The organism is Streptomyces sp. NPDC101118 (assembly GCF_044759445.1).
Classification (GTDB): domain Bacteria; phylum Actinomycetota; class Actinomycetes; order Streptomycetales; family Streptomycetaceae; genus Streptomyces.
Genome location: NZ_JBIVZG010000014.1, coordinates 95,048 through 118,526 on the forward strand (window position 1 = coordinate 95,048; position 23,479 = coordinate 118,526).

Annotated in this window: 20 protein-coding genes; 1 reads left to right on the forward strand and 19 read right to left on the reverse strand. The window is 72.6% G+C overall.

The window, feature by feature from the left end:
- Positions 1-368 precede the first annotated feature (368 nt).
- The 14 genes from ACIQUQ_RS22515 to pyrR form a co-directional block, all read right to left on the reverse strand.
- Positions 369-2,588, reverse strand: a complete 2,220-nt coding sequence (locus tag ACIQUQ_RS22515; RefSeq protein WP_403978559.1) for a primosomal protein N' — start codon at positions 2,586-2,588, stop codon at positions 369-371.
- A 93-nt stretch (positions 2,589-2,681) separates the two neighbouring features.
- Complete coding sequence (metK, locus tag ACIQUQ_RS22520) at positions 2,682-3,890, reverse strand: methionine adenosyltransferase (RefSeq protein WP_399947466.1); 1,209 nt, start codon at positions 3,888-3,890, stop codon at positions 2,682-2,684.
- A 194-nt stretch (positions 3,891-4,084) separates the two neighbouring features.
- Positions 4,085-5,287, reverse strand: coding sequence for a bifunctional phosphopantothenoylcysteine decarboxylase/phosphopantothenate--cysteine ligase CoaBC (coaBC, locus tag ACIQUQ_RS22525; RefSeq protein ID WP_399947850.1), 1,203 nt, complete (start codon positions 5,285-5,287; stop codon positions 4,085-4,087).
- Between the two features lie 104 nt (positions 5,288-5,391).
- A complete protein-coding gene (rpoZ, locus tag ACIQUQ_RS22530; protein WP_004948662.1) occupies positions 5,392-5,664 on the reverse strand; it encodes a DNA-directed RNA polymerase subunit omega in 273 nt (90 codons plus the stop codon).
- Positions 5,665-5,703: 39 nt separating this feature from the next.
- Positions 5,704-6,267 (reverse strand): guanylate kinase, encoded by a 564-nt coding sequence (gmk, locus tag ACIQUQ_RS22535; protein WP_403978564.1) that lies wholly within the window; start codon positions 6,265-6,267, stop codon positions 5,704-5,706.
- 61 nt (positions 6,268-6,328) lie between these two features.
- The gene (locus ACIQUQ_RS22540) at positions 6,329-6,652 is read right to left on the reverse strand and encodes an integration host factor (RefSeq protein ID WP_016638838.1); all 324 of its coding nucleotides are present in this window, start codon (positions 6,650-6,652) and stop codon (positions 6,329-6,331) included.
- Positions 6,653-7,222: 570 nt separating this feature from the next.
- Entirely contained in the window at positions 7,223-8,059 is an 837-nt protein-coding gene (gene pyrF / locus ACIQUQ_RS22545; RefSeq protein WP_403978567.1) for an orotidine-5'-phosphate decarboxylase, read from the reverse strand.
- Positions 8,056-9,165: a quinone-dependent dihydroorotate dehydrogenase gene (locus ACIQUQ_RS22550; RefSeq protein WP_403978570.1), complete on the reverse strand. Its 1,110-nt coding sequence runs from the start codon at positions 9,163-9,165 to the stop codon at positions 8,056-8,058. The genes pyrF and ACIQUQ_RS22550 overlap by 4 nt, the downstream gene beginning before the upstream one ends.
- A gap of 99 nt (positions 9,166-9,264) precedes the next feature.
- A complete protein-coding gene (gene carB, locus ACIQUQ_RS22555) occupies positions 9,265-12,573 on the reverse strand; it encodes a carbamoyl-phosphate synthase large subunit (protein ID WP_403978573.1) in 3,309 nt (1,102 codons plus the stop codon).
- On the reverse strand, positions 12,566-13,708 hold the full coding sequence (carA, locus tag ACIQUQ_RS22560; protein WP_403978576.1) for a glutamine-hydrolyzing carbamoyl-phosphate synthase small subunit: 1,143 nt from the start codon (positions 13,706-13,708) through the stop codon (positions 12,566-12,568). Before carA ends, carB begins: the two co-directional genes overlap by 8 nt.
- The gene (locus ACIQUQ_RS22565) at positions 13,705-14,286 is read right to left on the reverse strand and encodes a hypothetical protein (protein ID WP_403978579.1); all 582 of its coding nucleotides are present in this window, start codon (positions 14,284-14,286) and stop codon (positions 13,705-13,707) included. The genes carA and ACIQUQ_RS22565 overlap by 4 nt, the downstream gene beginning before the upstream one ends.
- A complete protein-coding gene (locus tag ACIQUQ_RS22570) occupies positions 14,283-15,569 on the reverse strand; it encodes a dihydroorotase (protein ID WP_403978582.1) in 1,287 nt (428 codons plus the stop codon). The genes ACIQUQ_RS22565 and ACIQUQ_RS22570 overlap by 4 nt, the downstream gene beginning before the upstream one ends.
- Positions 15,570-15,571: 2 nt before the next feature.
- Positions 15,572-16,567 carry an aspartate carbamoyltransferase catalytic subunit gene (locus ACIQUQ_RS22575; protein ID WP_403978585.1) on the reverse strand — a complete coding sequence of 332 codons (996 nt, stop codon included), beginning with the start codon at positions 16,565-16,567 and terminating at the stop codon, positions 15,572-15,574.
- 116 nt (positions 16,568-16,683) lie between these two features.
- Entirely contained in the window at positions 16,684-17,256 is a 573-nt protein-coding gene (pyrR, locus tag ACIQUQ_RS22580) for a bifunctional pyr operon transcriptional regulator/uracil phosphoribosyltransferase PyrR (RefSeq protein WP_399947483.1), read from the reverse strand.
- Between the two features lie 303 nt (positions 17,257-17,559).
- Between pyrR and bldD the strand changes: the two genes are divergently transcribed.
- Complete coding sequence (bldD, locus tag ACIQUQ_RS22585) at positions 17,560-18,060, forward strand: transcriptional regulator BldD (RefSeq protein WP_365034064.1); 501 nt, start codon at positions 17,560-17,562, stop codon at positions 18,058-18,060.
- A 137-nt stretch (positions 18,061-18,197) separates the two neighbouring features.
- On the opposite strand, the gene ACIQUQ_RS22590 is transcribed toward bldD, so the two are convergent.
- From ACIQUQ_RS22590 to efp, 5 genes are all read right to left on the reverse strand, one after another.
- A complete protein-coding gene (locus ACIQUQ_RS22590; RefSeq protein WP_403978588.1) occupies positions 18,198-19,262 on the reverse strand; it encodes an LLM class flavin-dependent oxidoreductase in 1,065 nt (354 codons plus the stop codon).
- A 51-nt stretch (positions 19,263-19,313) separates the two neighbouring features.
- A complete protein-coding gene (locus tag ACIQUQ_RS22595) occupies positions 19,314-20,135 on the reverse strand; it encodes an S-adenosyl-l-methionine hydroxide adenosyltransferase family protein (protein WP_403978591.1) in 822 nt (273 codons plus the stop codon).
- Positions 20,136-20,242: 107 nt separating this feature from the next.
- Positions 20,243-22,231: a B12-binding domain-containing radical SAM protein gene (locus ACIQUQ_RS22600; protein ID WP_403978594.1), complete on the reverse strand. Its 1,989-nt coding sequence runs from the start codon at positions 22,229-22,231 to the stop codon at positions 20,243-20,245.
- Between the two features lie 228 nt (positions 22,232-22,459).
- Positions 22,460-22,891, reverse strand: coding sequence for a transcription antitermination factor NusB (nusB, locus tag ACIQUQ_RS22605; RefSeq protein ID WP_399947491.1), 432 nt, complete (start codon positions 22,889-22,891; stop codon positions 22,460-22,462).
- Between the two features lie 2 nt (positions 22,892-22,893).
- Positions 22,894-23,460: an elongation factor P gene (gene efp, locus ACIQUQ_RS22610; protein WP_403978597.1), complete on the reverse strand. Its 567-nt coding sequence runs from the start codon at positions 23,458-23,460 to the stop codon at positions 22,894-22,896.
- Positions 23,461-23,479 lie beyond the last annotated feature (19 nt).

Genomic DNA, 23,479 nt, shown 5'->3' on the forward strand with positions numbered 1-23,479 from the left:
GGTGCCCCACCCGGCCGGTGCGGGAGGCAGCCCGAGCGGAGCTGTGCCCCAACCCCACCGGGACCCGGGCGCAGCCCCACCGGGGCCCGGGCGCAGCCCCGCCGGGGTCCGGGGCGGAGCCCCGGTGAACGGGAGAAGGGTGGGTGGGGGAACTGCCCCGCAGGGAACCGCTCCCGCGTCGTACCCGCACGCCCGCACAAGGCGGCACCGCAACCGGCCGCCGGTACCCGGCACCAGGCCGGCCGCAGGCCCGAGCTCGACGCCGGAGGCACGGCCCGCATCACATGACCCGCACCCGCCGGCCGGCACCAGGGGCGTGGCCCGCACCAAGGGGCCCGTACGGCAGCCCGCACCCGGCGGGCCGGGCGTCAGCCGATGGACGGGGGGTCGATGCGGACCCGGACCGGGTCGGCGGTGCCGCGCGCGGCCAGCCGCGCAGCCTGGGCGGACTTCAGCGCGGCAGCCAACGCGGCCCCCGACCCCGGCGGCACCCGCACCAGCGCCCGCTCGACGGGCTCCCCCGCAGGCCCACCACCCGCACGACCACCGCCACCGGCACCACCCGCACGACCACCGGCGCCACCGCCACCGCCACCACCCGCACGACCACCAGTACCGCCGCCCCCGCCACCGCCCCGCGCAGCGACCGGCACCGGCCCCAGTACCACCGCGTCCCGCGGCAGCGCCGCCCCCGCCAGGAACTCCGCCAGCGCCTCCGGCCGGCCCGTCACCTCGGCCATCCGCGACACCGGCGGGAAGCCCAGCTCGGCCCGCTCCGCCAGCTCCCGCACCGCGTGCCCCACGGGATCCCACCGCACCAGGGCCTGCACCGGCCGCAGCGTCGGCTCCGCGACCACCACCACCGTCCCGCTCCCCCGCACCAGCGAGGCCGCACCGATCCAGCGGCGCAGCGCATCCTCGCCCGCGCGCAGGTCGGGCCGCCCCAGCATCGCCCAGCCGTCCAGCAGCAGGGCGGCCGCGTATCCCGGCCCCTCCGCCACCGGCTCGGCACCCGGCGTGCTCACCACCAGCGCCGGCCGGTCCGGTACGCCGTCCAGCACGTGGTCCCGCCCGGACGTCCGCACCGGCACCGCCGGAAACGCACGCCCCAGCTCCTCGGCCGTTCGCCGCGCGCCGACCACACTGGCCCGCAGCCGCACCGAGCCGCACTCCCCGCACTGCCAGGACGGCTCGTCGCGCCCGCACCACCCGCACCGCAGCGCCCGCTGGTCCGGCGCCTCCAGGGGACCGGCGCACGCCGTGCAGCGGGCCGGCGTACGGCAGCGTTCGCAGGCCAGCCGGGGCACGTACCCGCGCCGGGGCACCTGGACGAGCACCGGCCCGGTCTTCAGGCCCTCCCGCACCGCCTGCCAGGCCAGGCTCGGCAGCCGGGCCGCCCGCGCGGCCTCGTCCCGGGCCAGGTCCTCCTCGCCCACGGTCCGCACCAGCGGCGCGGCCTCCCGCACCCGCTCGCGGTCCGCCACCAGCGGCCGCGCCCAGCCGGACTCGACCAGCTGGGCTGCCTCCACGGTGCAGCTCGTGCCGCCCAGCAGGAAGCCGCAGTCGTCGTGCGCGGAGCGCAGCTCCAGCACCTCCCGCACGTGCGGGAAGGGCGCGTTGTCGTCACTGTGGCTGGTGTCGCCGTCGTCCCAGACGGCCACCAGCCCCAGGTCCCGCACCGGCGCGAACATCGCCGCCCGCGTGCCGATCACCGCCTTCACCGAGCCCCGGTGCACGGCCAGCCACTGGCGGTACCGCTTCTCGGGGCCGGACTCCGCCGTGAGCACCGCGTGCCGCCCCTCCCCCAGTACGGCCGTGAGCGCGGCGTCCAGCCGCGCCACCGACCGGCCGTCGGGCAGCACCGCCAGCGCGCCGCGGCCCGAGGCGAGGGCGGCCGCCATCGCGCGGGCCAGCTCCTCGGGCCAGCCGGGGCCGGGCAGGGCCGTCCAGACGGCACGCGGGTTGTGCCCGGCGGCCAGCGCCCGCAGGAAGGCGGGCCCCGCCGGGTAGCGCTCCCAGCCGCCCGGCTCCGGCGCGGCCGGGGCCGGCAGCGGGTCGGGCGAGGGCCTGGACTCGGCCCGGGCGTTCCGCGGCGGGAGGGCGAGCTGGAGCACGTCGGCCAGGCTGCCGGCGTAGCGGTCGGCGACGGCCCGGGTCAGGGCCAGCATCCGGGGGGTGAGCACCCGCTCCGGGGAGACCACGTGCGCGAGCGCGGCCAGCGGTCCGTTGTAGTCGGACTCGGCCCGCCGCTCGACGAGGAAGCCGTCGATGAGCCCGCCGCCCTCGCGGCGCCCCTCCCGGACGTGGTGGGCGCCCGCCCCGAAGCGCACCCGGACGCGCACGCCCGGCTGCGCGGCCTCGTCCAGCTCGGCGGGGACGGCGTAGTCCCAGAGCTGGTCGAGGTGGAGCACCCCCTTGTTGACCAGGATGCGGGCCACCGGCAGCTCCTTGGCCAGGGCCGCGCCCCGCCAGGTACGCGGCTTGGCCTTGGGCGCGGCGGCCTTCGCGGCGCGGACGGTCTCCCGGATGAGCGCGAGCTGCTCGGGCGGCCCCCCGGCCTGCTCGCCTGATTCGTTCTCGCTGCTCACACCAGCATTCTTACCAAAGGCCACCGACACCGCGGGAACGCCGACGGCCCCGGACCACAGGGTCCGGGGCCGTCGTCACGACGTCCGCGCGGGCTACAGGCCGGCGGCGGCCTTCAGCGCGTCGACGCGGTCGGTGCGCTCCCAGGTGAAGTCCGGCAGCTCACGGCCGAAGTGGCCGTACGCGGCGGTCTGGGCGTAGATCGGGCGCAGCAGGTCGAGGTCGCGGATGATCGCGGCCGGGCGGAGGTCGAAGACCTCGGAGATGGCCTGCTCGATCCTGGCGACGTCCACCTTGGCGGTGCCGAAGGTCTCGACGAAGAGACCGACGGGCTCGGCCTTGCCGATCGCGTACGCGACCTGGACCTCGCAGCGCTCCGCGAGGCCGGCGGCCACGACGTTCTTGGCGACCCAGCGCATCGCGTACGCGGCGGAGCGGTCGACCTTCGACGGGTCCTTGCCGGAGAAGGCGCCGCCGCCGTGGCGGGCCATGCCGCCGTACGTGTCGATGATGATCTTGCGGCCGGTGAGGCCGGCGTCGCCCATCGGGCCGCCGATCTCGAAGCGGCCGGTCGGGTTGACCAGCAGGCGGTAGCCGTCGGTCTCCAGGTTGATGCCGTCCTCGACGAGCTCCTTGAGCACGTGCTCGACGACGAACTCGCGGATGTCGGGCGCGAGCAGCGAGTCGAGGTCGATGTCGGAGGCGTGCTGCGAGGAGACGACCACCGTGTCGAGGCGGACCGGCTTGTCGCCGTCGTACTCGATGGTGACCTGGGTCTTGCCGTCGGGACGCAGGTACGGGATGGTCCCGTTCTTGCGCACCTCGGACAGGCGCCGCGAGAGCCGGTGGGCCAGCTCGATCGGCAGCGGCATGAGGTTCGGGGTCTCGTCGGTGGCGTAGCCGAACATCAGGCCCTGGTCGCCCGCGCCCTGCTTGTCGAGCTCGTCCTCGTCGCCCTCGACCCGCTGCTCGTACGCCGTGTCGACACCCTGCGCGATGTCCGGGGACTGCGCGCCGATGGACGTCGAGACGCCGCAGGAGGCGCCGTCGAAGCCCTTCTTCGAGGAGTCGTAGCCGATCTCGAGGATCTTGTCGCGGACCAGGGAGGCGATCGGCGCGTACGCCTTCGTCGTCACCTCGCCCGCGATGTGGACCAGGCCGGTGGTGATGAGCGTCTCCACGGCAACGCGGGACGTCGGGTCCTCGGCGAGCAGGGCGTCGAGGATCGTGTCGCTGATCTGGTCAGCGATCTTGTCGGGGTGGCCCTCGGTCACGGACTCCGAGGTGAACAGGCGGCGGGACACATCGCTCCCTGGGGTTGCAGCGGCTGCTGGCTGATCATTTGGCGGAGCCGCCCGGAGGCTGCGCCCGGCCGGTTCCGGGTTTAGTTTATCGGGCGCTCCCGTGCGCCGGACCACGCGTCTCGCCTAATGGAAGGGCTGTGACCTGCGGCACTCCATTGTGGCCCACGCCGAACGCACGGAACAAGGTCCCCCGGTCAGGCGAGTCGCGGGCTCACGAGGTCCCAAATCCGGTCCGCGAGCGCCTCCTTGGGGCCGTAAGGCACGGCCGTCTCGACGCCATCGGATGCCAGGATGACCGCTTCGTTCTCCTCGGAACCGAAGGTCTTGCTCTCGCCGACCTCGTTCACGACGAGAAGATCACACTGCTTCCGGCGGAGTTTCGCCCATCCATTGGCCAGAACGTCGTCGGTCTCGGCGGCGAAGCCCACGATGATCTGACCCGGCCGGGCACGGTCTGCGGAGATCTCCGCCAGCACGTCCGGATTGCGGACCAGGGCGACCGGCGCCGGCTCCTCGCCGTCCTTCTTCTTGATCTTGCCCTCGGCGTACGCGGCCGGGCGGAAGTCCGCCACGGCGGCGGCCATCACCACGGCGTCGGCGTCGGCCGCCGCCTTCAGGACCGCCTCGCGCAGCTGTACGGCCGTCCCGACCCGTACGACGTCCGCGCCGGCCGGGTCGGGCAGCGCGGTGTTGGCGGCGACCAGCGTGACCCGGGCGCCCCGGGCGACGGCGGTGCGGGCCAGCGCGTAGCCCTGCTTGCCGGAGGACCGGTTGCCGAGGAAGCGCACCGGGTCAAGGGGCTCGCGGGTGCCGCCCGCGCTGATCACGACGTGCCGGCCGAGCAGGTCGGGCTCGGCGGCGCCCCGGGCCAGGACGCGCTTGCAGACCTCGAAGATCTCCTCGGGGTCGGGCAGCCGCCCCTTGCCGGTGTCGACGCCGGTCAGGCGGCCCACGGCCGGCTCGATGACGACGGCGCCGCGGCGGCGCAGGGTCGCCACGTTCTCCTGGGTGGCCGGGTGCTCCCACATCTCGGTGTGCATGGCGGGGGCGAAGACCACGGGACAGCGGGCGGTCAGGAGGGTGTTGGTCAGCAGGTCGTCGGCGAGCCCGTGGGCGGCCTTGGCCAGCATGTCCGCGGTGGCGGGGGCCACGACCACCAGGTCGGCGCCCTGGCCGATGCGCACGTGGGGCACCTCGTGGACGGCGTCCCAGACCTCGGTGGAGACCGGGTTGCCGGACAGGGCCGACCAGGTGGCCTCGCCCACGAAGTGCAGCGCCGACGCGGTCGGCACCACGCGGACGTGGTGCCCCGACTCGGTCAGCCGCCGCAGCAGCTCGCACGCCTTGTAGGCGGCGATCCCGCCGCTGACCCCCAGGACGACCTTCGGCTTGTCCACTGCGACTCCGCTCCCCGGCATTGGTACTCCCTGTTCCCACCCATGACACACCACAGGCCCGGCAGCTGCGCTGCCGGGCCTGTGGTGAAGGTATTGCTGGCGCCTTACTGGGCCGGGGCCTCGATGGCCTCGGAGGTCAGCAGACCCGCGTTGATCTCGCGCAGCGCGATCGACAGCGGCTTCTCGTGGACGTGGGTGTCCACCAGCGGGCCGACGTACTCCAGCAGGCCCTCACCGAGCTGCGAGTAGTACGCGTTGATCTGACGCGCGCGCTTGGCCGCGTAGATCACGAGGCTGTACTTCGAGTCCGTGGCCTCGAGCAGCTCGTCGATCGGCGGGTTGATGATGCCCTCGGGCGCGGTGATGGAAGAGGACACGCTCTACCTTCCGAAGATGGGTAAAAGATCAAACAACGATCAAACAACTTCCATCAAGGCTAGCAGCTCACGTGCTACGTCCTCGACGGAGGTGTTGACCAGGGTCGTGTCGAACTCGGATTCGGCCGCGAGCTCGACCTTCGCGGCCTCCAGCCGGCGCTCGATGACCTCGGGGGCCTCGGTGCCGCGGCCGGTGAGGCGGCGGACCAGCTCGTCCCAGCTCGGCGGGGCGAGGAAGACCAGCTGGGCCTCCGGCATCGACTCCCGGACGAGCCGGGCACCCTGGAGATCGATCTCCAGCAGCACGGGCTCGCCCGCGTCGAGGCGCTCGCCGACGGCGGCCCGCGGGGTGCCGTAGCGGTTGCCCGCGAACTCGGCCCACTCGAGCAGCTCGCCGTTGGCGATCAGCTTGTCGAACTCGTCGTCGGTGACGAAGAAGTAGTGGACTCCGTGCCGCTCGCCGGGTCGCGGCTTGCGGGTGGTGGCCGACACCGAGAGCCATACCTCGGGGTGAACCTTGCGCATATGCGCGACGACCGTGCTCTTGCCGACCCCGGAGGGGCCGGAGAGCACGGTCAGCCGCGGACGAACCTCTGCTGCCATGGAGCGATTATCCCGGTTCTCAGGACTGCCTGAGAACACTCGGACAACTCGGGGCGACGCCTCAGGCGCCGCTGCCGCCGAACTCGCGCTCCAGGGAGGCGATCTGGTTGGAACCGAGACCACGGACACGACGGCTCTCGGAGATGCCGAGACGCTCCATGATCTGCTTGGCGCGGACCTTGCCCACGCCGGGAAGGGACTCGAGGAGGGCGGAGACCTTCATCTTGCCGATGACATCGTTCTCCTGGCCCTGCTTGATGACCTCGTGCAGGGAGGCGCCGGAGTGCTTGAGTCGATTCTTCACCTCGGCCCGCTCCCGGCGAGCCGCGGCGGCCTTTTCGAGCGCGGCTGCGCGCTGTTCAGGGGTAAGGGGCGGAAGAGCCACGCCTACGTCACCTCGGATGTCGAACTGTCGGATACGGACCGGCGGAGCACCACGGGGCACCCCACCAGGCGAGCTGCACACAACGGGTGTGTGCGTTCGCTCTGGTCGGAGACTAGCGGCCAAGGCCGCTCCAGTCAGCGAGAACAGACGAAAAGTCCTGGTCAGCCTCCACTGAACCGTACATCACAGACAAAACACCCCGGTTTTGGGTGAGGATTTCGTCAAGACGGCCGGGAGGCGGGCGTGAGCGACACGCGGAATGACGAGATTCGGTGCCTGCCGGTGCTCCCGCGCAGGTCGCCGCGGCTCCGGAGCGCGGTGGCGGGGCCACGGAGCGCCACCGGGGCGCCCCGGTGCGCCGGGGCCCGCGCCGGTCCGAACGCCGGTCCGAACGCCGGGCCGTCGCGCGCGGTGTCGAATCCGAGCCCCGCACGGGCCGGTTCCGGGGGTGTGTTTCCGGCCATCATCGACCGCCGCTCGAACGGGCCGCGCCCGGAGGTCCGACCCGGAGCCGGACGCGCGGGAGGGGGGTGCGGGAGCCCTCCCCGCACCCCCCTCCCGGGGTCGCCGCTACGCGGCGACGGCCGCGCGGATCTCGTCCGCGAACCGGTCGGAGGCGGACCGCAGCGCGGCCGCGTCGGGACCCTGCGCGAGGACGCCCCGCGAGACGTTCGGGACCACGTTGCGGACGGCGGAGCCGAAGACCGCCGGCAGGTCGGCCGCGGTGGCGCCCTGCGCACCGATGCCGGGGGCCAGCAGCGGGCCGTTGATGTCCAGGTCGAAGGAGGACAGGTCGCCGAGGGTGGCGCCGACCACCGCGCCGAAGGAGCCCATCGGCTCGGCGCCGGCGTTCTCCTCGGCCAGGTGGGCCAGCATGGTGGCGCCGATGGTCCGGCCGTCCTCGCGCACCGCCCGCTGGACCTCGGCGCCCTCCGGGTTGGAGGTCAGGGCCAGCACGAACAGGCCGGATCCGGACTCGCGGGCCAGGTCGACGGCGGGCTTGAGCGAGCCGTAGCCGAGGTACGGGGAGACGGTCAGGGCGTCGGAGAAGAGCGGGGAGTCCTTGCGCAGGAAGGTCTCCGCGTACGCGGCCATGGTCGAGCCGATGTCACCGCGCTTGGCGTCCATCAGCACCAGGGTGCCGGCGGCGCGGGCGTCGGCCACCGTGCGCTCCAGCACCGCGATGCCCCGGGAGCCGAAGCGCTCGAAGAAGGCGGCCTGCGGCTTGAACACCGCCACGGAGTCGGCCAGCGCCTCGACCACCGTGCGGGAGAACCGCTCCAGGCCGGCCACGTCGTCGGTCAGGTCCCAGGAGGCGAGCAGCGAGGCGTGCGGGTCGATGCCGACGCAGAGCGGGCCGCGGGCGTCCATGGCCTCGCGGAGGCGGGTGCCGAAGGGGAGCGTCACAGGGAGGCCTTCCGGGTCTCGGCGCCGACGGCGTCGGCGAGCGTGGCGTACGGGCTGGCGGCCAGGCGCGCGGCGAGGCCCTTGTGGATGGCGCGGGCGTAGCAGGGGCCCTCGTAGATGAAGGCGCTGTAGCCCTGGACCAGGGTGGCGCCGGCGAGGATCCGCTGCCAGGCGTCCTCGGCGTTCTCGATGCCGCCGACGCCCACCAGGACGATCCGGTGGCCGACGCGCGCGTAGAGGCGGCGCAGGACCGCCAGGGAGCGCTCCTTGACCGGGGCGCCGGACAGCCCGCCGGTCTCCTTGACCAGGGCGGGGTCGGACTTCAGGCCGAGGCCCTCGCGGGCGATGGTGGTGTTGGTGGCGATGATGCCGTCCAGGCCCAGCTCCACGGCGAGGTCGGCGACGGCGTCCACGTCCTCGTCGGCGAGGTCGGGGGCGATCTTGACCAGCAGCGGGACGCGGCGGCCGGTGACGGTGCGGTCGGCGGCCTCGCGCACGGCGGTCAGCAGCGGCCGCAGCGACTCGGTGGCCTGGAGGTTGCGCAGGCCGGGGGTGTTGGGCGAGGAGACGTTGACGACCAGGTAGTCGGCGTGCCGGGCGAGGTGCTCGGTGGAGACCACGTAGTCGGCGGCGGCCTCGGCCTCGGGGACGACCTTGGTCTTGCCGATGTTGACGCCGACGACCGGCTTGAAGACCGGGCGGCGGGCGCCGAGGCGGGCGGCCACGGCGGCGGAGCCCTCGTTGTTGAAGCCCATGCGGTTGATCAGGGCGCGGTCCGGCACCAGGCGGAAGAGCCGCTTCTTGGGGTTGCCGGGCTGGGCCTGGCCGGTGACGGTGCCGATCTCGACGTGGTCGAAGCCGAGCATCGCCATGCCGTCGATGGCGACGGCGTTCTTGTCGAAGCCGGCGGCGAGGCCGAAGGGGCTGTGGAAGCGCAGGCCCAGGGTCTCGGTGCGCAGTTCCTTGGTGCGGGGGGCGAGGTAGGCGGCCACGAAGGTGCGCAGCACGGGGGTGCGGGCGGCCAGGCGGATCCAGCGGAAGGCCATGTGGTGGGCCTGCTCGGGGTCCATCCGCTTGAAGACCAGGTTGAAGAACAGCTTGTACATCGTCCGGTTTATCCCTTGAGTCCGTTGTGCGCTCGGATTGACCCCATGAAAGGGGGGACACCGGTCGTTCTCGCCGGTGCCCCCCTTTCGTACGGGCTGCTAGTCGCGGGCCGCGATCAGGTGCTCCGCGTGCTCCTGGAGGGAGCGCACGCCCACGTCGCCGCGGTTGAGCGCGTCGATGCCCTGGACGGCGGCGGCCAGCGCCTGGACCGTCGTGAGGCACGGGACGCTGCGGGCCACGGCCGCCGTGCGGATCTCGTAGCCGTCGAGGCGGCCGCCGGTGCCGTACGGGGTGTTGACGATCAGGTCGACCTGGCCGTCGTGGATCAGCTGGACGATGGTCTTCTCGCCGTTGGGGCCCTCGCCCTCGCTGAGCTTGCGCACCACGGTGGCGTTGATGCCGTTGCGGCGCAGCACCTCGGCGGTGCCCGAGGTGGCCATCAGCTCGAAGCCGTGGGCGACCAGCTCGCGGGCCGGGAAGATCATCGAGCGCTTGTCGCGGTTGGCGACGGAGATGAACGCGCGGCCCTTGGTGGGCAGCGGGCCGTAGGCGCCGGCCTGCGACTTGGCGTACGCCGTGCCGAAGACCGAGTCGATGCCCATGACCTCGCCGGTGGAGCGCATCTCCGGGCCGAGGACGGTGTCCACGCCGCGGCCCTGGATGTCGCGGAAGCGGCTCCACGGCATCACGGCCTCCTTGACGGAGATCGGCGCGTCGAGCGGCAGGGTGCCGCCGTCGCCGGTCTTCGGCAGCAGGCCCTCGGCGCGCAGCTCGGCGATGGTGGCGCCCAGCGAGATGCGGGCGGCGGCCTTCGCCAGCGGGACCGCGGTCGCCTTCGAGGTGAAGGGGACGGTCCGGGAGGCGCGCGGGTTGGCCTCCAGCACGTAGAGGATGTCGCCGGCCATCGCGAACTGGATGTTGATCAGGCCGCGGACGCCGACGCCCTTGGCGATCGCCTCGGTGGAGGCGCGCAGGCGCTTGATGTCGAAGCCGCCGAGGGTGATCGGGGGCAGGGCGCAGGCCGAGTCGCCGGAGTGGATGCCGGCCTCCTCGATGTGCTCCATGACGCCGCCGAGGTAGAGCTCGTGCCCGTCGTAGAGGGCGTCGACGTCGATCTCGATCGCGTCGTCGAGGAAGCGGTCGACCAGCACCGGGCGGGTCGGGGAGATCTCCGTGGACTCGGCGATGTACGCCTCCAGGCGCGCCTCGTCGTAGACGATCTCCATGCCGCGGCCGCCGAGCACGTACGAGGGGCGTACGAGGACGGGGTAGCCGATCTCGTCGGCGATGGCCTTGGCTCCGGCGAAGGTGGTGGCGGTGCCGTGCTTCGGGGCGGGCAGGCCGGCCTCCAGCAGGACCTGGCCGAAGGCGCCGCGGTCCTCGGCGGCGTGGATGGCCTCCGGGGAGGTGCCGACGACCGGCACGCCGTTGTCCTTGAGCGCCTGGGCGAGGCCCAGCGGGGTCTGGCCGCCGAGCTGGACGACGACGCCGGCGATCGGGCCCGCGAGGGACTCGGCGTGCACGATCTCCAGCACGTCCTCGAGCGTGAGCGGCTCGAAGTACAGGCGGTCGGAGGTGTCGTAGTCCGTCGAGACGGTCTCGGGGTTGCAGTTGACCATCACGGTCTCGTAGCCCGCGTCGCTGAGCGCGAAGGAGGCGTGGACGCAGGAGTAGTCGAACTCGATGCCCTGGCCGATGCGGTTCGGGCCGGAGCCCAGGATGATCACCGCGGGCTTCTCGCGGGGCGCGACCTCGGTCTCCTCGTCGTAGGACGAGTAGAAGTACGGGGTCTTGGCGGCGAACTCGGCGGCGCAGGTGTCGACCGTCTTGTAGACCGGGCGGACGCCGAGGGCGTGCCGGACCTCGCGGACGACGTCCTCGCGCAGGCCGCGGATCTCGGCGATCTGGGCGTCCGAGAAGCCGTGGCGCTTGGCCTCGGCGAGCAGCTCGGGGCCGAGCTTCTCGGCGCCGGCCAGCTCGTCGGCGATCTCCTTGATCAGGAAGAGCTGGTCCACGAACCACGGGTCGATCTTCGTGGCGTCGAAGACCTCCTCGGGGGTGGCGCCGGCGCGGATCGCCTGCATGACGGTGTTGATGCGGCCGTCGGTCGGGCGGACCGCGACGCGCAGCAGCTCGTCCTTGTCGCCGGGCTCGCCGGTGAAGGCGAACTGCGAGCCCTTCTTCTCCAGGGAGCGCAGGGCCTTCTGGAGGGCCTCGGTGAAGTTGCGGCCGATGGCCATGGCCTCGCCCACCGACTTCATGGTGGTGGTGAGGGTGGCGTCGGCCAGCGGGAACTTCTCGAAGGCGAAGCGCGGGGCCTTGACCACGACGTAGTCGAGCGTGGGCTCGAAGGAGGCCGGGGTCTTCTCGGTGATGTCGTTCGGGACCTCGTCGAGGGTGTACCCGATGGCCAGCTTGGCGGCGATCTTGGCGATCGGGAAGCCGGTGGCCTTCGACGCGAGGGCCGAGGAGCGGGAGACGCGCGGGTTCATCTCGATGACGATGACGCGGCCGTCGTCCGGGTTGATCGCGAACTGGATGTTGCAGCCGCCGGTGTCGACGCCGACCTCGCGGATGATCGCGATGCCGATGTCGCGCAGGCGCTGGTACTCGCGGTCGGTGAGGGTCATCGCCGGGGCGACGGTGATCGAGTCACCGGTGTGCACGCCCATCGGGTCGAAGTTCTCGATGGAACAGACGACCACGACGTTGTCGGCCTTGTCGCGCATCAGCTCCAGCTCGTACTCCTTCCAGCCGAGGATGGACTCCTCCAGGAGCACCTCCGTGGTCGGGGAGAGCGTCAGGCCCTGGCCGGCGATGCGGCGCAGCTCCTCCTCGTCGTGCGCGAAGCCGGAGCCGGCGCCGCCCATGGTGAAGGAGGGGCGGACGACGACGGGGTAGCCGCCGAGGGTGTCCACGCCCTTGAGGACGTCGTCCATGGAGTGGCAGATGACCGAGCGGGCGGACTCGCCGTAGCCGATCTTGGCCTTGACGGCTTCGACGACACCCTTGAAGAGGTCGCGGTCCTCGCCCTTGTTGATCGCCTCGACGTTGGCGCCGATCAGCTCGACGCCGTACTTCTCCAGCACACCCTGCTCGTGCATGGAGATGGCGGTGTTGAGCGCGGTCTGGCCGCCCAGGGTGGGCAGGAGCGCGTCGGGGCGCTCCTTCGCGATGATCTTCTCGACGAACTCCGGGGTGATCGGCTCGACGTACGTGGCGTCGGCGATCTCCGGGTCGGTCATGATCGTCGCGGGGTTGGAGTTCACCAGGATGACCCGCAGGCCCTCGGACTTGAGGACGCGGCAGGCCTGGGTGCCGGAGTAGTCGAACTCGGCGGCCTGGCCGATGACGATCGGGCCGGAGCCGATGACCAGGACGGACTGGATATCGGTGCGCTTAGGCACGCTCGGCCTCCATCAGAGAAACGAAGCGGTCGAAGAGGTACGCGGCGTCGTGCGGGCCCGCGGCCGCCTCGGGGTGGTACTGGACGCTGAAGGCCGGCTGGTCGAGCAGCTGGAGGCCCTCCACCACGTTGTCGTTCAGGCAGACGTGGGAGACCTCGGCGCGGCCGTAGGGGGTCTCGGAGACCTTGTCGAGCGGCGCGTCCACGGCGAAGCCGTGGTTGTGCGCGGTGACCTCGACCTTGCCGGTCGTGCGGTCCTGCACCGGCTGGTTGATGCCGCGGTGGCCGTACTTCAGCTTGTACGTGCCGAAGCCGAGCGCGCGGCCCAGGATCTGGTTGCCGAAGCAGATGCCGAAGAGCGGCGTCCTGCGCTCCAGCACGGCCTGCATGACGGAGACCGGGTGGTCGGCGGTGGCCGGGTCGCCCGGGCCGTTGGAGAAGAACACGCCGTCCGGGTCCACCGCGTACACGTCCTCGGCGGTGGCGGTGGCGGGCAGCACGTGGACCTCGATGCCGCGCTCGGCCATCCGGTGCGGGGTCATGCCCTTGATGCCCAGGTCGACCGCGGCGACGGTGAACTTCTTCTCACCGATCGCGGGGACGACGTACGCCTCCTTGGTGGCCACTTCCGCGGAGAGGTTGGCGCCCTTCATCTGGGGCTGCTCCTGGACCTTCGCCAGCAGCACCGCGTCGTCCGCGACGGCCTCGCCGGAGAAGATGCCGACGCGCATGGCGCCGCGCTCGCGCAGGTGGCGGGTGAGGGCGCGGGTGTCGACGCCGGAGATGCCGACGACGCCCTGCGCCGTGAGCTCCTCGTCCAGCGAGCGCCGGGAGCGCCAGTTGGAGGGCATGCGGGCGGGGTCGCGGACGACGTAGCCGGAGACCCAGATGCGGGAGGACTCGGGGTCCTCGTCGTTGACGCCGGTGTTGCCCACGTGCGGGGCGGTCATGACGACGACCTGGCGGTGGTACGAGGGGTCGGTCAGGGTCTCCTGGTACCCGGTCATGCCGGTGGAGAACACGGCCTCGCCGAAGGTCTCCCCCACGGCCCCGTAGGCGCGTCCGCGGAAGATGCGGCCGTCCTCCAGGACGAGTACGGCGGGAGTTTTCACAGCTCCCCTGGTGGAGGTCGTCATCGTTCGGCGCCTTCCGTCGTGATGGATTGGTTCATGGAGTTGATGGCTTCGACCCAGGCGGCGTGCTCGGCCGCACGGTCGGAGCGGAAACCGGAGTCGATCAGCTTGTCGCCATGCGCCCAGGTGACGACGAGCAGTCCGCCCTCGGTCAGTACCTTGCCCGCGATTCCCTTGTCGAGGCGGGCGCCGCGCAGCTGCGCGGCCGGTACGAAGAAGTCGGTGGCACCCGGACGGACCACGTCCAGGCCCGCGTCGGTGAGGGTGAGCTCGACACGGCTGCGGACCCCGAGGCCGTGGGCCACGATCCGGTCCAGCCACTGCCCTGCCGTGGTGGACCCGTGGTACCGGCCGGTGAGGGCCAGCCGGTGGGCCGGCAGCCCGTCGGGAGCGGCGGGCAGCTCGGGCAGGTCGCCCTGGAGCGCGCCGCGCCACTTCCAGCCCTGGCGCATCAGCCAGTAGACGAACGCGATGAAGACGACCAGGCCGACGACCCACGCGATGCGTGCGCCCCAGTCCGTCACCTTCGCCGATTCGCGTTCGGCGGCCCCTGCGGCCAGAAGGATTGCTTCAGGTGTCACGCGAGATTCCCGTCCACGACCGTTGCCCGGCCCCGCAGGAAGGTGTGGGTGACACGACCCGGCAGCTCGCGGCCCTCGTAGGGCGTGTTGCGGCTGCGGGAGGCGAAGTCTGCGGGGTCCACGACTCCACGGTACGCAGGATCGACCAGCGTGATGTTGGCGGGTTCACCTGCCGAGACGGGACGTCCGTGTCCTTCGAGACGGCCGATGCGCGCGGGGGCGGCGGACATCCGGTCGGCGACGCCCGCCCAGTCGAGCAGCCCGGTGTCGACCATGGTCTGCTGGACGACGCTCAGCGCGGTCTCCAGGCCCACCATGCCCATGGCGGCCGCGGCCCACTCGCAGTCCTTGTCCTCGTGGGGGTGCGGGGCGTGGTCGGTGGCGACGATGTCGATCGTGCCGTCGGCCAGGGCCTCGCGCAGGGCGAGCACGTCGGCCTCGGTGCGCAGCGGCGGGTTGACCTTGTAGACCGGGTTGTACGTGCGGACCAGCTCGTCGGTGAGGAGCAGGTGGTGCGGGGTGACCTCGGCGGTGACGTCGATGCCGCGGGACTTGGCCCAGCGGACGATCTCGACGGAGCCGGCCGTGGACAGGTGGCAGATGTGCACGCGCGAGCCGACGTGCTCGGCGAGGAGCACGTCGCGGGCGATGATCGACTCCTCCGCGACGGCCGGCCAGCCGCCCAGGCCCAGCTCCGCGGAGACCGTGCCCTCGTTCATCTGGGCGCCCTCGGTGAGGCGCGGCTCCTGGGCGTGCTGGGCGACGACGCCGCCGAAGGCCTTCACGTACTCCAGGGCGCGGCGCATGATCACCGCGTCGTCCACGCACTTGCCGTCGTCGGAGAAGACCTTCACGGCGGCGGCGGACTCGTGCATGGCGCCCAGCTCGGCGAGCTGCTTGCCCTCCAGGCCGACGGTGACGGCGCCGATGGGCTGCACGTCGCAGTAGCCGTGCTCCTGGCCGAGGCGGTAGACCTGCTCGACCACGCCGGCGGTGTCGGCGACCGGGAAGGTGTTGGCCATGGCGAACACCGCGGTGTAGCCGCCGGAGGCGGCGGCGCGGGTGCCGGTGAGGACGGTCTCGGAGTCCTCGCGGCCGGGCTCGCGGAGGTGGGTGTGGAGGTCGACCAGGCCGGGCAGCAGGATCTGGCCCTCGGCCTCGATCACCTGCGCGCCTTCCGCGGAGAGGTTCTGTCCCACCTCGGCGATGGTCTCGCCGTCGATCAGGACGTCCTGCTGCTCGCCGCCGAGGACCTTCGCGCCACGGATCAGGATCTTGCTCATGGTTACTTCGTCTCCTCGGTGGCGGTGGCGGTGGGGGCGGCAGGGGTGGTCACGGCGGGCTCGGAGCCCCCGAGCAGCAGGTACAGGACGGCCATGCGGATCGAGACGCCGTTGGCGACCTGCTCGACGACCGTGCAGCGGTCGGAGTCGGCGACCTCGGCGGTGATCTCCATGCCGCGGACCATCGGGCCGGGGTGCATCACGATCGCGTGCTCGGGCATCTTCGCCATGCGGACGGCGTCGAGGCCGTAGCGGCGGCTGTACTCGCGCTCGGTCGGGAAGAAGGCGGCGTTCATGCGTTCGCGCTGCACACGCAGCATCATGACCGCGTCCGACTTCGGCAGCACCTCGTCGAGGCCGTAGCTGACCTGGCAGGGCCAGTTCTCCACGCCGACCGGGACCAGGGTGGGCGGGGCCACCAGGGTGAGCTCGGCGCCCAGGGTGTGCAGGAGGTCCACATTGGAGCGGGCCACGCGGCTGTGCAGCACGTCGCCGACGAGCGTGATCCGCTTGCCGGCCAGGTCCTGGCCGAGCGCGTCCTTGCCGACCAGGCGGCGGCGCATGGTGAAGGCGTCCAGCAGGGCCTGGGTGGGGTGCTGGTGGGTGCCGTCGCCCGCGTTGATCACGGGGGCGTCGATCCAGCCGGAGGTCGCCAGGCGGTACGGGGCTCCGGACGCGCTGTGCCGGATGACGACCGCGTCGACGCCCATGGCCTCCAGGGTCTGGGCGGTGTCCTTGAGGGACTCGCCCTTCGAGACGCTGGAGCCCTTCGCGGCGAAGTTGATGACGTCGGCCGACAGGCGCTTCTCCGCGGCCTCGAACGAGATCCGGGTGCGGGTGGAGTCCTCGAAGAAGAGGTTGCAGATCGTGCGGCCGCGCAGGGTGGGCAGCTTCTTGATCGGCCGGTCCGCGATCCGGGCCATCTCCTCGGCGGTGTCGAGGATGAGGACGGCGTCGTCGCGCGTGAGGTCGGCGGCCGAGATGAGGTGGCGCTTCATCTGGGTGCTCCGTGGGTGTGGAGGAGGGTGGCTCGGGAATGCGGGCGGGCAGGCCTCGGCGTGGACCCGGTTCCTCCGGCCGTCGGGCGCGGGGAAGGGTCCATCACCCGGACGGGCTAGTGCTGGTCTGCCGTGTCGGTCCGCTGGCCGAGCAGGACGGCGTCACGGCCGTCCTCCTCCTGGAGCTGGACCTTGACCGTCTCCCGCAGCGACGTGGGGAGGTTCTTGCCGACGTAGTCGGCACGGATCGGGAGTTCGCGGTGGCCGCGGTCGACGAGGACCGCGAGCTGGACGGCGCGGGGCCGGCCGATGTCGCCCAGGGCGTCGAGGGCGGCGCGGATGGTGCGGCCGGAGAAGAGGACGTCGTCGACGAGGACCACGAGGCGGCCGTCGATGTCGTCGCCGGGGATCTCCGTGCGGCCGATGGCGCGCGCCGGCTTCATGCGCAGGTCGTCGCGGTACATCGTGATGTCGAGGGAGCCGACCGGGATCTTGGCACCGGTGATCTCTTCGAGCTTGGCGGCGATCCGGCGGGCGAGGAAGACGCCGCGCGTCGGGATGCCGAGGAGCACCACGTCGTCGGCGCCCTTGGCGCGCTCGACGATCTCGTGGGCGATGCGGGTCAGAACCCGCGCGATGTCCGGGCCCTCGAGAACGGGCCGGGCCGCATCGGTCGTGCTGGTGTCCATGGGAGCGGACCTCCTTCTCCGCCTCACGGGACGGCATTTAAAGGACGTCTGATGTACGCCGTCCACCGTACCAGCAGGCGCGGGGCCGCCGCGCCGCGGGGGTCCCGGCGCACCGGGGAGTGAACCGGGGTGTGGAGTCGATCAGGCCCCCCGCCAGGCTTTTCGGACACCGGTCCGCGGCGGGCTCGTAAGGGGGCGGCGGCGACCATTCGGCTTGACGCATCCACGTAACGCTGCGTAACCTCACAGTGAGTTACCAGCCGCGCGGCGGAGCCGCACGTCGTCACAGCGTCCGGGAGCCTTATGTCCAGCGAATACGCCAAACAGCTCGGGGCCAAGCTCCGCGCGATCCGCACCCAGCAGGGGCTTTCCCTCCACGGTGTCGAGGAGAAGTCCCAGGGCCGCTGGAAGGCGGTCGTGGTCGGTTCCTACGAGCGCGGGGACCGCGCCGTGACCGTCCAGCGGCTCGCCGAGCTCGCGGACTTCTACGGGGTGCCGGTCCAGGAGCTGCTGCCGGGTACGACCCCGGGCGGCGCCGCCGAGCCGCCGCCGAAGCTGCGTCTCGACCTGGAGCGTCTGGCGCACGTGCCCGCCGAGAAGGCCGGCCCGCTGCAGCGCTACGCCGCCACCATCCAGAGCCAGCGGGGCGACTACAACGGCAAGGTGCTGTCGATCCGCCAGGACGACCTCCGCACCCTGGCCGTCATCTACGACCAGTCCCCCTCGGTCCTGACCGAGCAGCTGATCAGCTGGGGCGTGCTCGACGCCGACGCGCGCCGCGCGGTCACCCACGAGGACGCATAACCCCTCGCAGGGCCCAGCAGAAACGTACCGCCGGGGCCGGCGGGAGCCCGTTCGGGCTCCCGCCGGCCCTTCGGCGTTCCCGGGGGCCTCGGGGCCGGTGGGGCTCAGGGGGGCCTTGGGTTCCGGAGCGCTCGCGCTCAGGACGGCTCGGGGAAGGCGGGCAGCACGTGCTTGCCCAGCAGCCGGACCGTCCGCTCGGCCTCCTCCGGGGGCTCCGCCCCGGTACCCAGGTTCAGGCTCACCGCGGCGTCGCCGAACCAGTCGCGGATCCGGGTCAGCTGCGCCAGCACCTCGTCCGGGGTGCCCGCCAGCACCTGGTCCGCGCGCACCGCCGCGTCCGGATCACCCGTACCGACCTGCTCGACCAGCCGCCGGTAGCCCTCGTAACCGGGCCGGTCGGCGCCGCCCCAGCCGGTCAGGGCCGCCCGGAAGCGCTCCTGGTAGCGGCCCGCGTAGGCGCGCGCCGCCGCCCTGGCCGCGCTGCCGTCCTCGTGGACGAAGCAGTCGTACGTCAGGTGCACCCGCTCCGCGCCCGCCGGGTGGCCCGCGGCCCGCCAGGCCTCCCGGTGCACGTCGATCATCGACCGGACGGTCTCCCGTGGCGCCACCGAGGGCACCAGCATCAGCCCGTGCCCCGCGGCGCCCGCCGCCCGGCACGACTCCGGCGACACGGCGGCGGCCACCAGCAGCGGCGGGTGCGGACGCTGGTACGGGCGGGGCAGCAGGGTCACCGGGCCGAAGCGGAACCAGGGGCCGTCGACCCGCACCTCCTCCTCGCTCCAGAGCCGGCGCACGGCCTCGACCCCGGCGGTGAACCGGTCCCGGCTCTCCTCCATCGGGATGCCGAAGGCCTCGAACTCCCCCGGCAGGAAGCCCCGCCCCACGCCCACGTCGAGCCGGCCGTGCGCGAGGTTGTCCAGCATCGCCAGCTTCCCGGCCAGCTGCACCGGATGGCTGAACGCGGGGATCACGGCACCGGTGACCAGCCGGATCCGGCTGGTCCTGGCCGCGGCGGCGGCCAGGAACGCCACCGGGTCGGGGCTGTAGCCGCCGTACGGGAAGAAGTAGTGCTCCACCGCCTTCACATGGCCGAAGCCGAGGTCCTCCGCCAGTTCCACCAGGGCCAGCGCCTCGGCGAAGTAGCGGGAGGCGGCCTTCTCGGCCGGGCTGACGGCGGGGAAGAAGTTGATGCCGAAGTCCATCGGGCCCTCCTGGGCGGGATCTCGTCGTACGCCGCAACGCCGGGGCCCGGTTCAACGGGCCGTGCTCACCACCACCGTGCTGCCGGGCCGCACACCCAGCCGGGACGCGCCGTCCCCGCAGTTCACCGCCACCGTGAACAGCCCGGCGGAGTCGAGGAACGCCACCAGCTCCCCCGGCGGCACGTCGCCCAGCGTCCGCCCGAAGGGCACCCGCAGCGGCTGGGCCCGGCCGGTCAGCCGCAGCAGCACGGCCGCCCCGGGCCCCGGCACCAGGCCCGACTCCGCCAGCGGCCCGGCGCCGATCGCGGTCTGCACGTTCCCGAAGTGGTCGACCGTGCGCACCTCCCCCACCACCTCCCCGGTCGCCGGATCCCGCCGGCAGACAGGCGCGTGCAGCCGGACCAGCGAGGCCGGGTCCAGCTCCGGCCCCACCTCCGCGACCGGGGTGCCGGCCGCCAGGTGGGCGCCCGCCGGGCAGAACACGTCCCGCCCGTGGAAGGTGTGCGAGACCCGCGCGGCGAGCACCGCGGGGCTCTTGATCTCGTACGCGGCCACCAGCCCGCCCAGCGCCCCGGCGGCCTCGGGCAGCAGGCCGTTGTCGGGCCCGACCAGCAGGTCGCCCCGCGCGGACACCAGCACCACCGCCCGGCGGCCGGTGCCCACGCCCGGGTCGACCACCGCGACGTGCACGGAGCCGTCGGGCAGGTACGGGACGGTCTCGGCCAGCACGGCGGCCCCGCGCCGGATGTCGCGCGCGGGCACCAGGTGGGTGATGTCGGTGATCCGCTCGTCCGGGGCGATCCGCGCGATCACCCCGTGGCAGGCGGCGACGAAGCCGTCGTACAGCCCGTAGTCGGTCAGGAAGGAGATCACGGCGGATCCTCGCGATTCGTCGGTGGTACGGGACGGGGGCGGGGCGGGGCGGGGTCAAGAACGGTCAGGGACGGGGTCTGGGGCGGGGGCCAGGCACGGAGACAGGGTCAGAGCAGGGTCTCCGCCATCGCCTGGGTGTTGCGGTGCGCGCCCCAGGCGGCCTGGGCGGCCCGGTGGATGTGCCAGATGTCCTCCTCGGTCAGGGCGCGCGATACGACGCCCGGGAAGGCCTCCTCGAAGAAGGTGTACGGGGGACGGCTCTCCACGTCCGGGCTGTGGTAGTCCAGCCGGTCGGCCATCCCGTGCTGCCGGGTCAGCGGCGTCCCGGGGTGGTACGTGAGGATGTTCGGGCTCGCGATCGACAGGAGCCCGTCGCGGATCAGCCGGGACACCCCGGCGATGGTGTGGTCGATGGTCGCGCGGGTCTCCCCTTCGAGGCCGAACAGCACCGAGCTGCACACCTCGATGCCGGCCGCGCGCAGCAGGGTGAGGGCGGCGCGGACGCGTTCCTCCCAGCTCTCCGGGGCGTCCGGGCGGAGGTTCTTGTGGATGTGCCGCATCACCTCGGGCGCCAGGCTCTCGATGCCGACGTAGGCGTACGTGCACCCGGCCGCCCGCAGCGCCGTGAGCGTCTCCCGCACCTCCGCCGGCGAGCGCAGGCCGGTGAGCGAGTCCACGGTGAACTGGGCGCCCCACTTCAGCGCGCGCAGCCGGTCCCGGTCGGCGGGGGTGCGCAGCAGCCGGGCGCCGGGCAGGGCGTCCCCGGGGCCGGCCGTGCGCAGGGCGGACAGCTCCGCGCAGAAGGCCCGGACGGCCGTGAGGTCCCCGGCCCACAGGATCGAGTCGTCGAAGAAGAGGGACTCGGCGCCGTACGACACGTACTCGGCGACCCGCTCGACGGCCGCGGTCACCGCGTGGCGCGGGAAGCGCTTGAGTCCGCCGACGACCAGCGCGCCCTCGGAGCAGAAGTTGCAGTGGTACGGGCAGGCGTTGGTCAGCATCATGTGCGCGGTCAGCATGCCGGCGCCGTCGGGGCGCGTGAAGACGGGGAAGCGGGCCCGGACGGCGAAGGCGGCGTACGGGGCGGGCAGGCTCTCCAGCGCGATGCGCTCGCCGTCCAGGGGGAAGGCGTGGCGGCGGCCGTCCGTGGTGCCGAGGGCGAGGATCAGCGCGCTCCCCCTGATCTCCTTCTCGTGCCGGGCGAGCAGCCCCAGCGCCGCCACCGTCCGGTCCGTGGTGGGCACGCCGGTGACGGGGTCGCAGGCCAGGGAGACGGCGCGGAGCAGCAGGTCCAGCGCGTAGGAGCCCTCTCCGGCGCAGAGGAGGTCGACCGGCAGGGAGCCGCGGGGCCGGTCGGCGACCAGGGGGCTGCTGGGGGCGAGACGGACCCGGCGGGCGCGGGCGTCGTAGCGGACGGTCTCGTCGACGTGGCGGCCGCCCAGCACGACGAGGCAGTCGGGCAGCTCCTCCTTGACCACGCGCGCCATGGCGAGGGCGTAGCGGTGGCCCGGGGAGACGGTGCTGATCAGGACGGCGCGGGGGCGCAGGACCCGCAGGACCCGCTCGCGGAAGCAGGTCTCGGCCCCGGCGTTCCACACGCGGGGGTCGAAGACGCACTGGTCGGTGGTGAGTTCGCCGGCGGCGAGGTCTTCCGGAGTGAAGCGGACGGCTCCCTCCGGGGCCCGTAATCGGTAGTCGGGCGTGGGTAATCGGCCGAGGGCCGGACAGAAGTCGTTGTACCCGTCGACGGTCAGCGCGCCCGAGGCGCGGACCTCGGCGATCCGGGCGATGGCATGACTCAGTGCCGTGTAGAGGCACATGGGGTCGCCGGGGAACTCGATCTTCTCCTCGTGCGTGCTCATCACGGGCGCGAGGACGGCCAGGACGGGGTAGGAGCGGGCGGCCCAGAGGGCTTCCGCCTCCGCCGTCCCCCCGGCCGTGCCGGTACACCGTTCCCCGGCGCGGGCCCGGATGCCCCCGCGCCGGCGCTCCAGCCATTCGGTGTCGGCGGCCCGCGCGGCGGGCCGGCTGAGGAAGTCGTCGTGGAGGGCGGTCGGTACGTCGTCCTGGAGGGCCCTCGGGACCGTGTCCGGCATCGCTGTCACCCCGTGTGTGTGCCTGTCGGATTCCCACCGGGAGAGTGCGCCCCGAATATGTCACCGGTGACGTGTGGGCCTCAAGGGGCCCCAGCGCCTTTGGCCGGAAGGCGCGCCCGGTCCGGACCAACGGCAGGAGGGGCCGGGCCGCCGGCCCCGGACGCACGGAAGGGGCCCGCAGCGGATGCTGCGGGCCCCTTCCGTGTCCGCGGAACCGTCGGGAGGCGCTCAGGCCTCGCGACGCAGGTTCGGCTTCAGCTCCTTGAAGCGGCCGAGCAGGCCGTTCACGAAGGCCGGGGAGTCGTCGGTGGAGAACTCCCGGGCGAGCTGCACGGCCTCGTCGATCACGACGGCGTCGGGGGTGTCGTCCTCCCACACCAGCTCGTACGTGGCGAGCCGGACGATGTTCCGGTCCACGACCGGCATGCGGTCGAGGTCCCAGTCCTTCGCGTAGGTGACGATCAGGTCGTCGATCCGGGCCACCTTGTCGGCGTACCCCTCGACCAGCTGCATCGTGTACTCCGCGACCGGCGGCTGCCGGTCGTCCGACCGCGAGTGGCGGATCCAGTCCGCGAGGACGGTCTGCACGGACTCGCCGCGCTGATCGGCCTCGAAGAGGATCTGGAAGGCGCGCTTGCGGGCCTTGCTGCGGGCAGCCACGGTTAGTCGTTCACCCGGCCGAGGTAGGAGCTGTTGCGGGTGTCGACCTTGACCTTCTCGCCGGTGGTGACGAAGAGCGGCACCTGGATCTCGTGGCCGGTCTCCAGGGTGGCGGGCTTGGTGCCACCGGTGGAGCGGTCGCCCTGGACGCCCGGGTCGGTGTGCTGGATGACCAGCTCGACGGCGGCCGGGAGCTCGACGTACAGCACCTCGCCCTCGTGGCGGGCGACGGAGGCCTCGAAGCCCTCGATCAGGAAGTTCGCGGCGTCGCCGACGACCTTCCGGTCGATGTGCAGCTGGTCGTAGGTCTCCATGTCCATGAAGACGAAGTACTCGCCGTCCATGTAGGAGAACTGCATGTCGCGGCGGTCGATCGTGGCCGTGTCGACCTTCACGCCCGCGTTGAAGGTCTTGTCGACGACCTTGCCGGACAGCACGTTCTTGAGCTTGGTGCGCACGAAGGCCGGGCCCTTGCCGGGCTTGACGTGCTGGAACTCGACGACGGACCAGAGCTGGCCCCCGTCGAGCTTGAGCACCATGCCGTTCTTGAGGTCGTTCGTGGAAGCCACGGTTGCCAAATCTCCTGGA

Bases quoted from the DNA above. Each gene is read 5' to 3' on its own strand.
- gmk (WP_403978564.1), bottom strand. From the start codon at position 6,267: ATGGCAGCAGAGGTTCGTCCGCGGCTGACCGTGCTCTCCGGCCCCTCC.
- ACIQUQ_RS22550 (WP_403978570.1), bottom strand. From the start codon at position 9,165: ATGTACAAGCTGTTCTTCAACCTGGTCTTCAAGCGGATGGACCCCGAG.
- carA (WP_403978576.1), bottom strand. From the start codon at position 13,708: ATGACGACCTCCACCAGGGGAGCTGTGAAAACTCCCGCCGTACTCGTC.
- ACIQUQ_RS22570 (WP_403978582.1), bottom strand. From the start codon at position 15,569: ATGAGCAAGATCCTGATCCGTGGCGCGAAGGTCCTCGGCGGCGAGCAG.
- ACIQUQ_RS22575 (WP_403978585.1), bottom strand. From the start codon at position 16,567: ATGAAGCGCCACCTCATCTCGGCCGCCGACCTCACGCGCGACGACGCC.
- pyrR (WP_399947483.1), bottom strand. From the start codon at position 17,256: ATGGACACCAGCACGACCGATGCGGCCCGGCCCGTTCTCGAGGGCCCG.
- bldD (WP_365034064.1), top strand. From the start codon at position 17,560: ATGTCCAGCGAATACGCCAAACAGCTCGGGGCCAAGCTCCGCGCGATC.
- ACIQUQ_RS22590 (WP_403978588.1), bottom strand. From the start codon at position 19,262: ATGGACTTCGGCATCAACTTCTTCCCCGCCGTCAGCCCGGCCGAGAAG.
- ACIQUQ_RS22600 (WP_403978594.1), bottom strand. From the start codon at position 22,231: ATGCCGGACACGGTCCCGAGGGCCCTCCAGGACGACGTACCGACCGCC.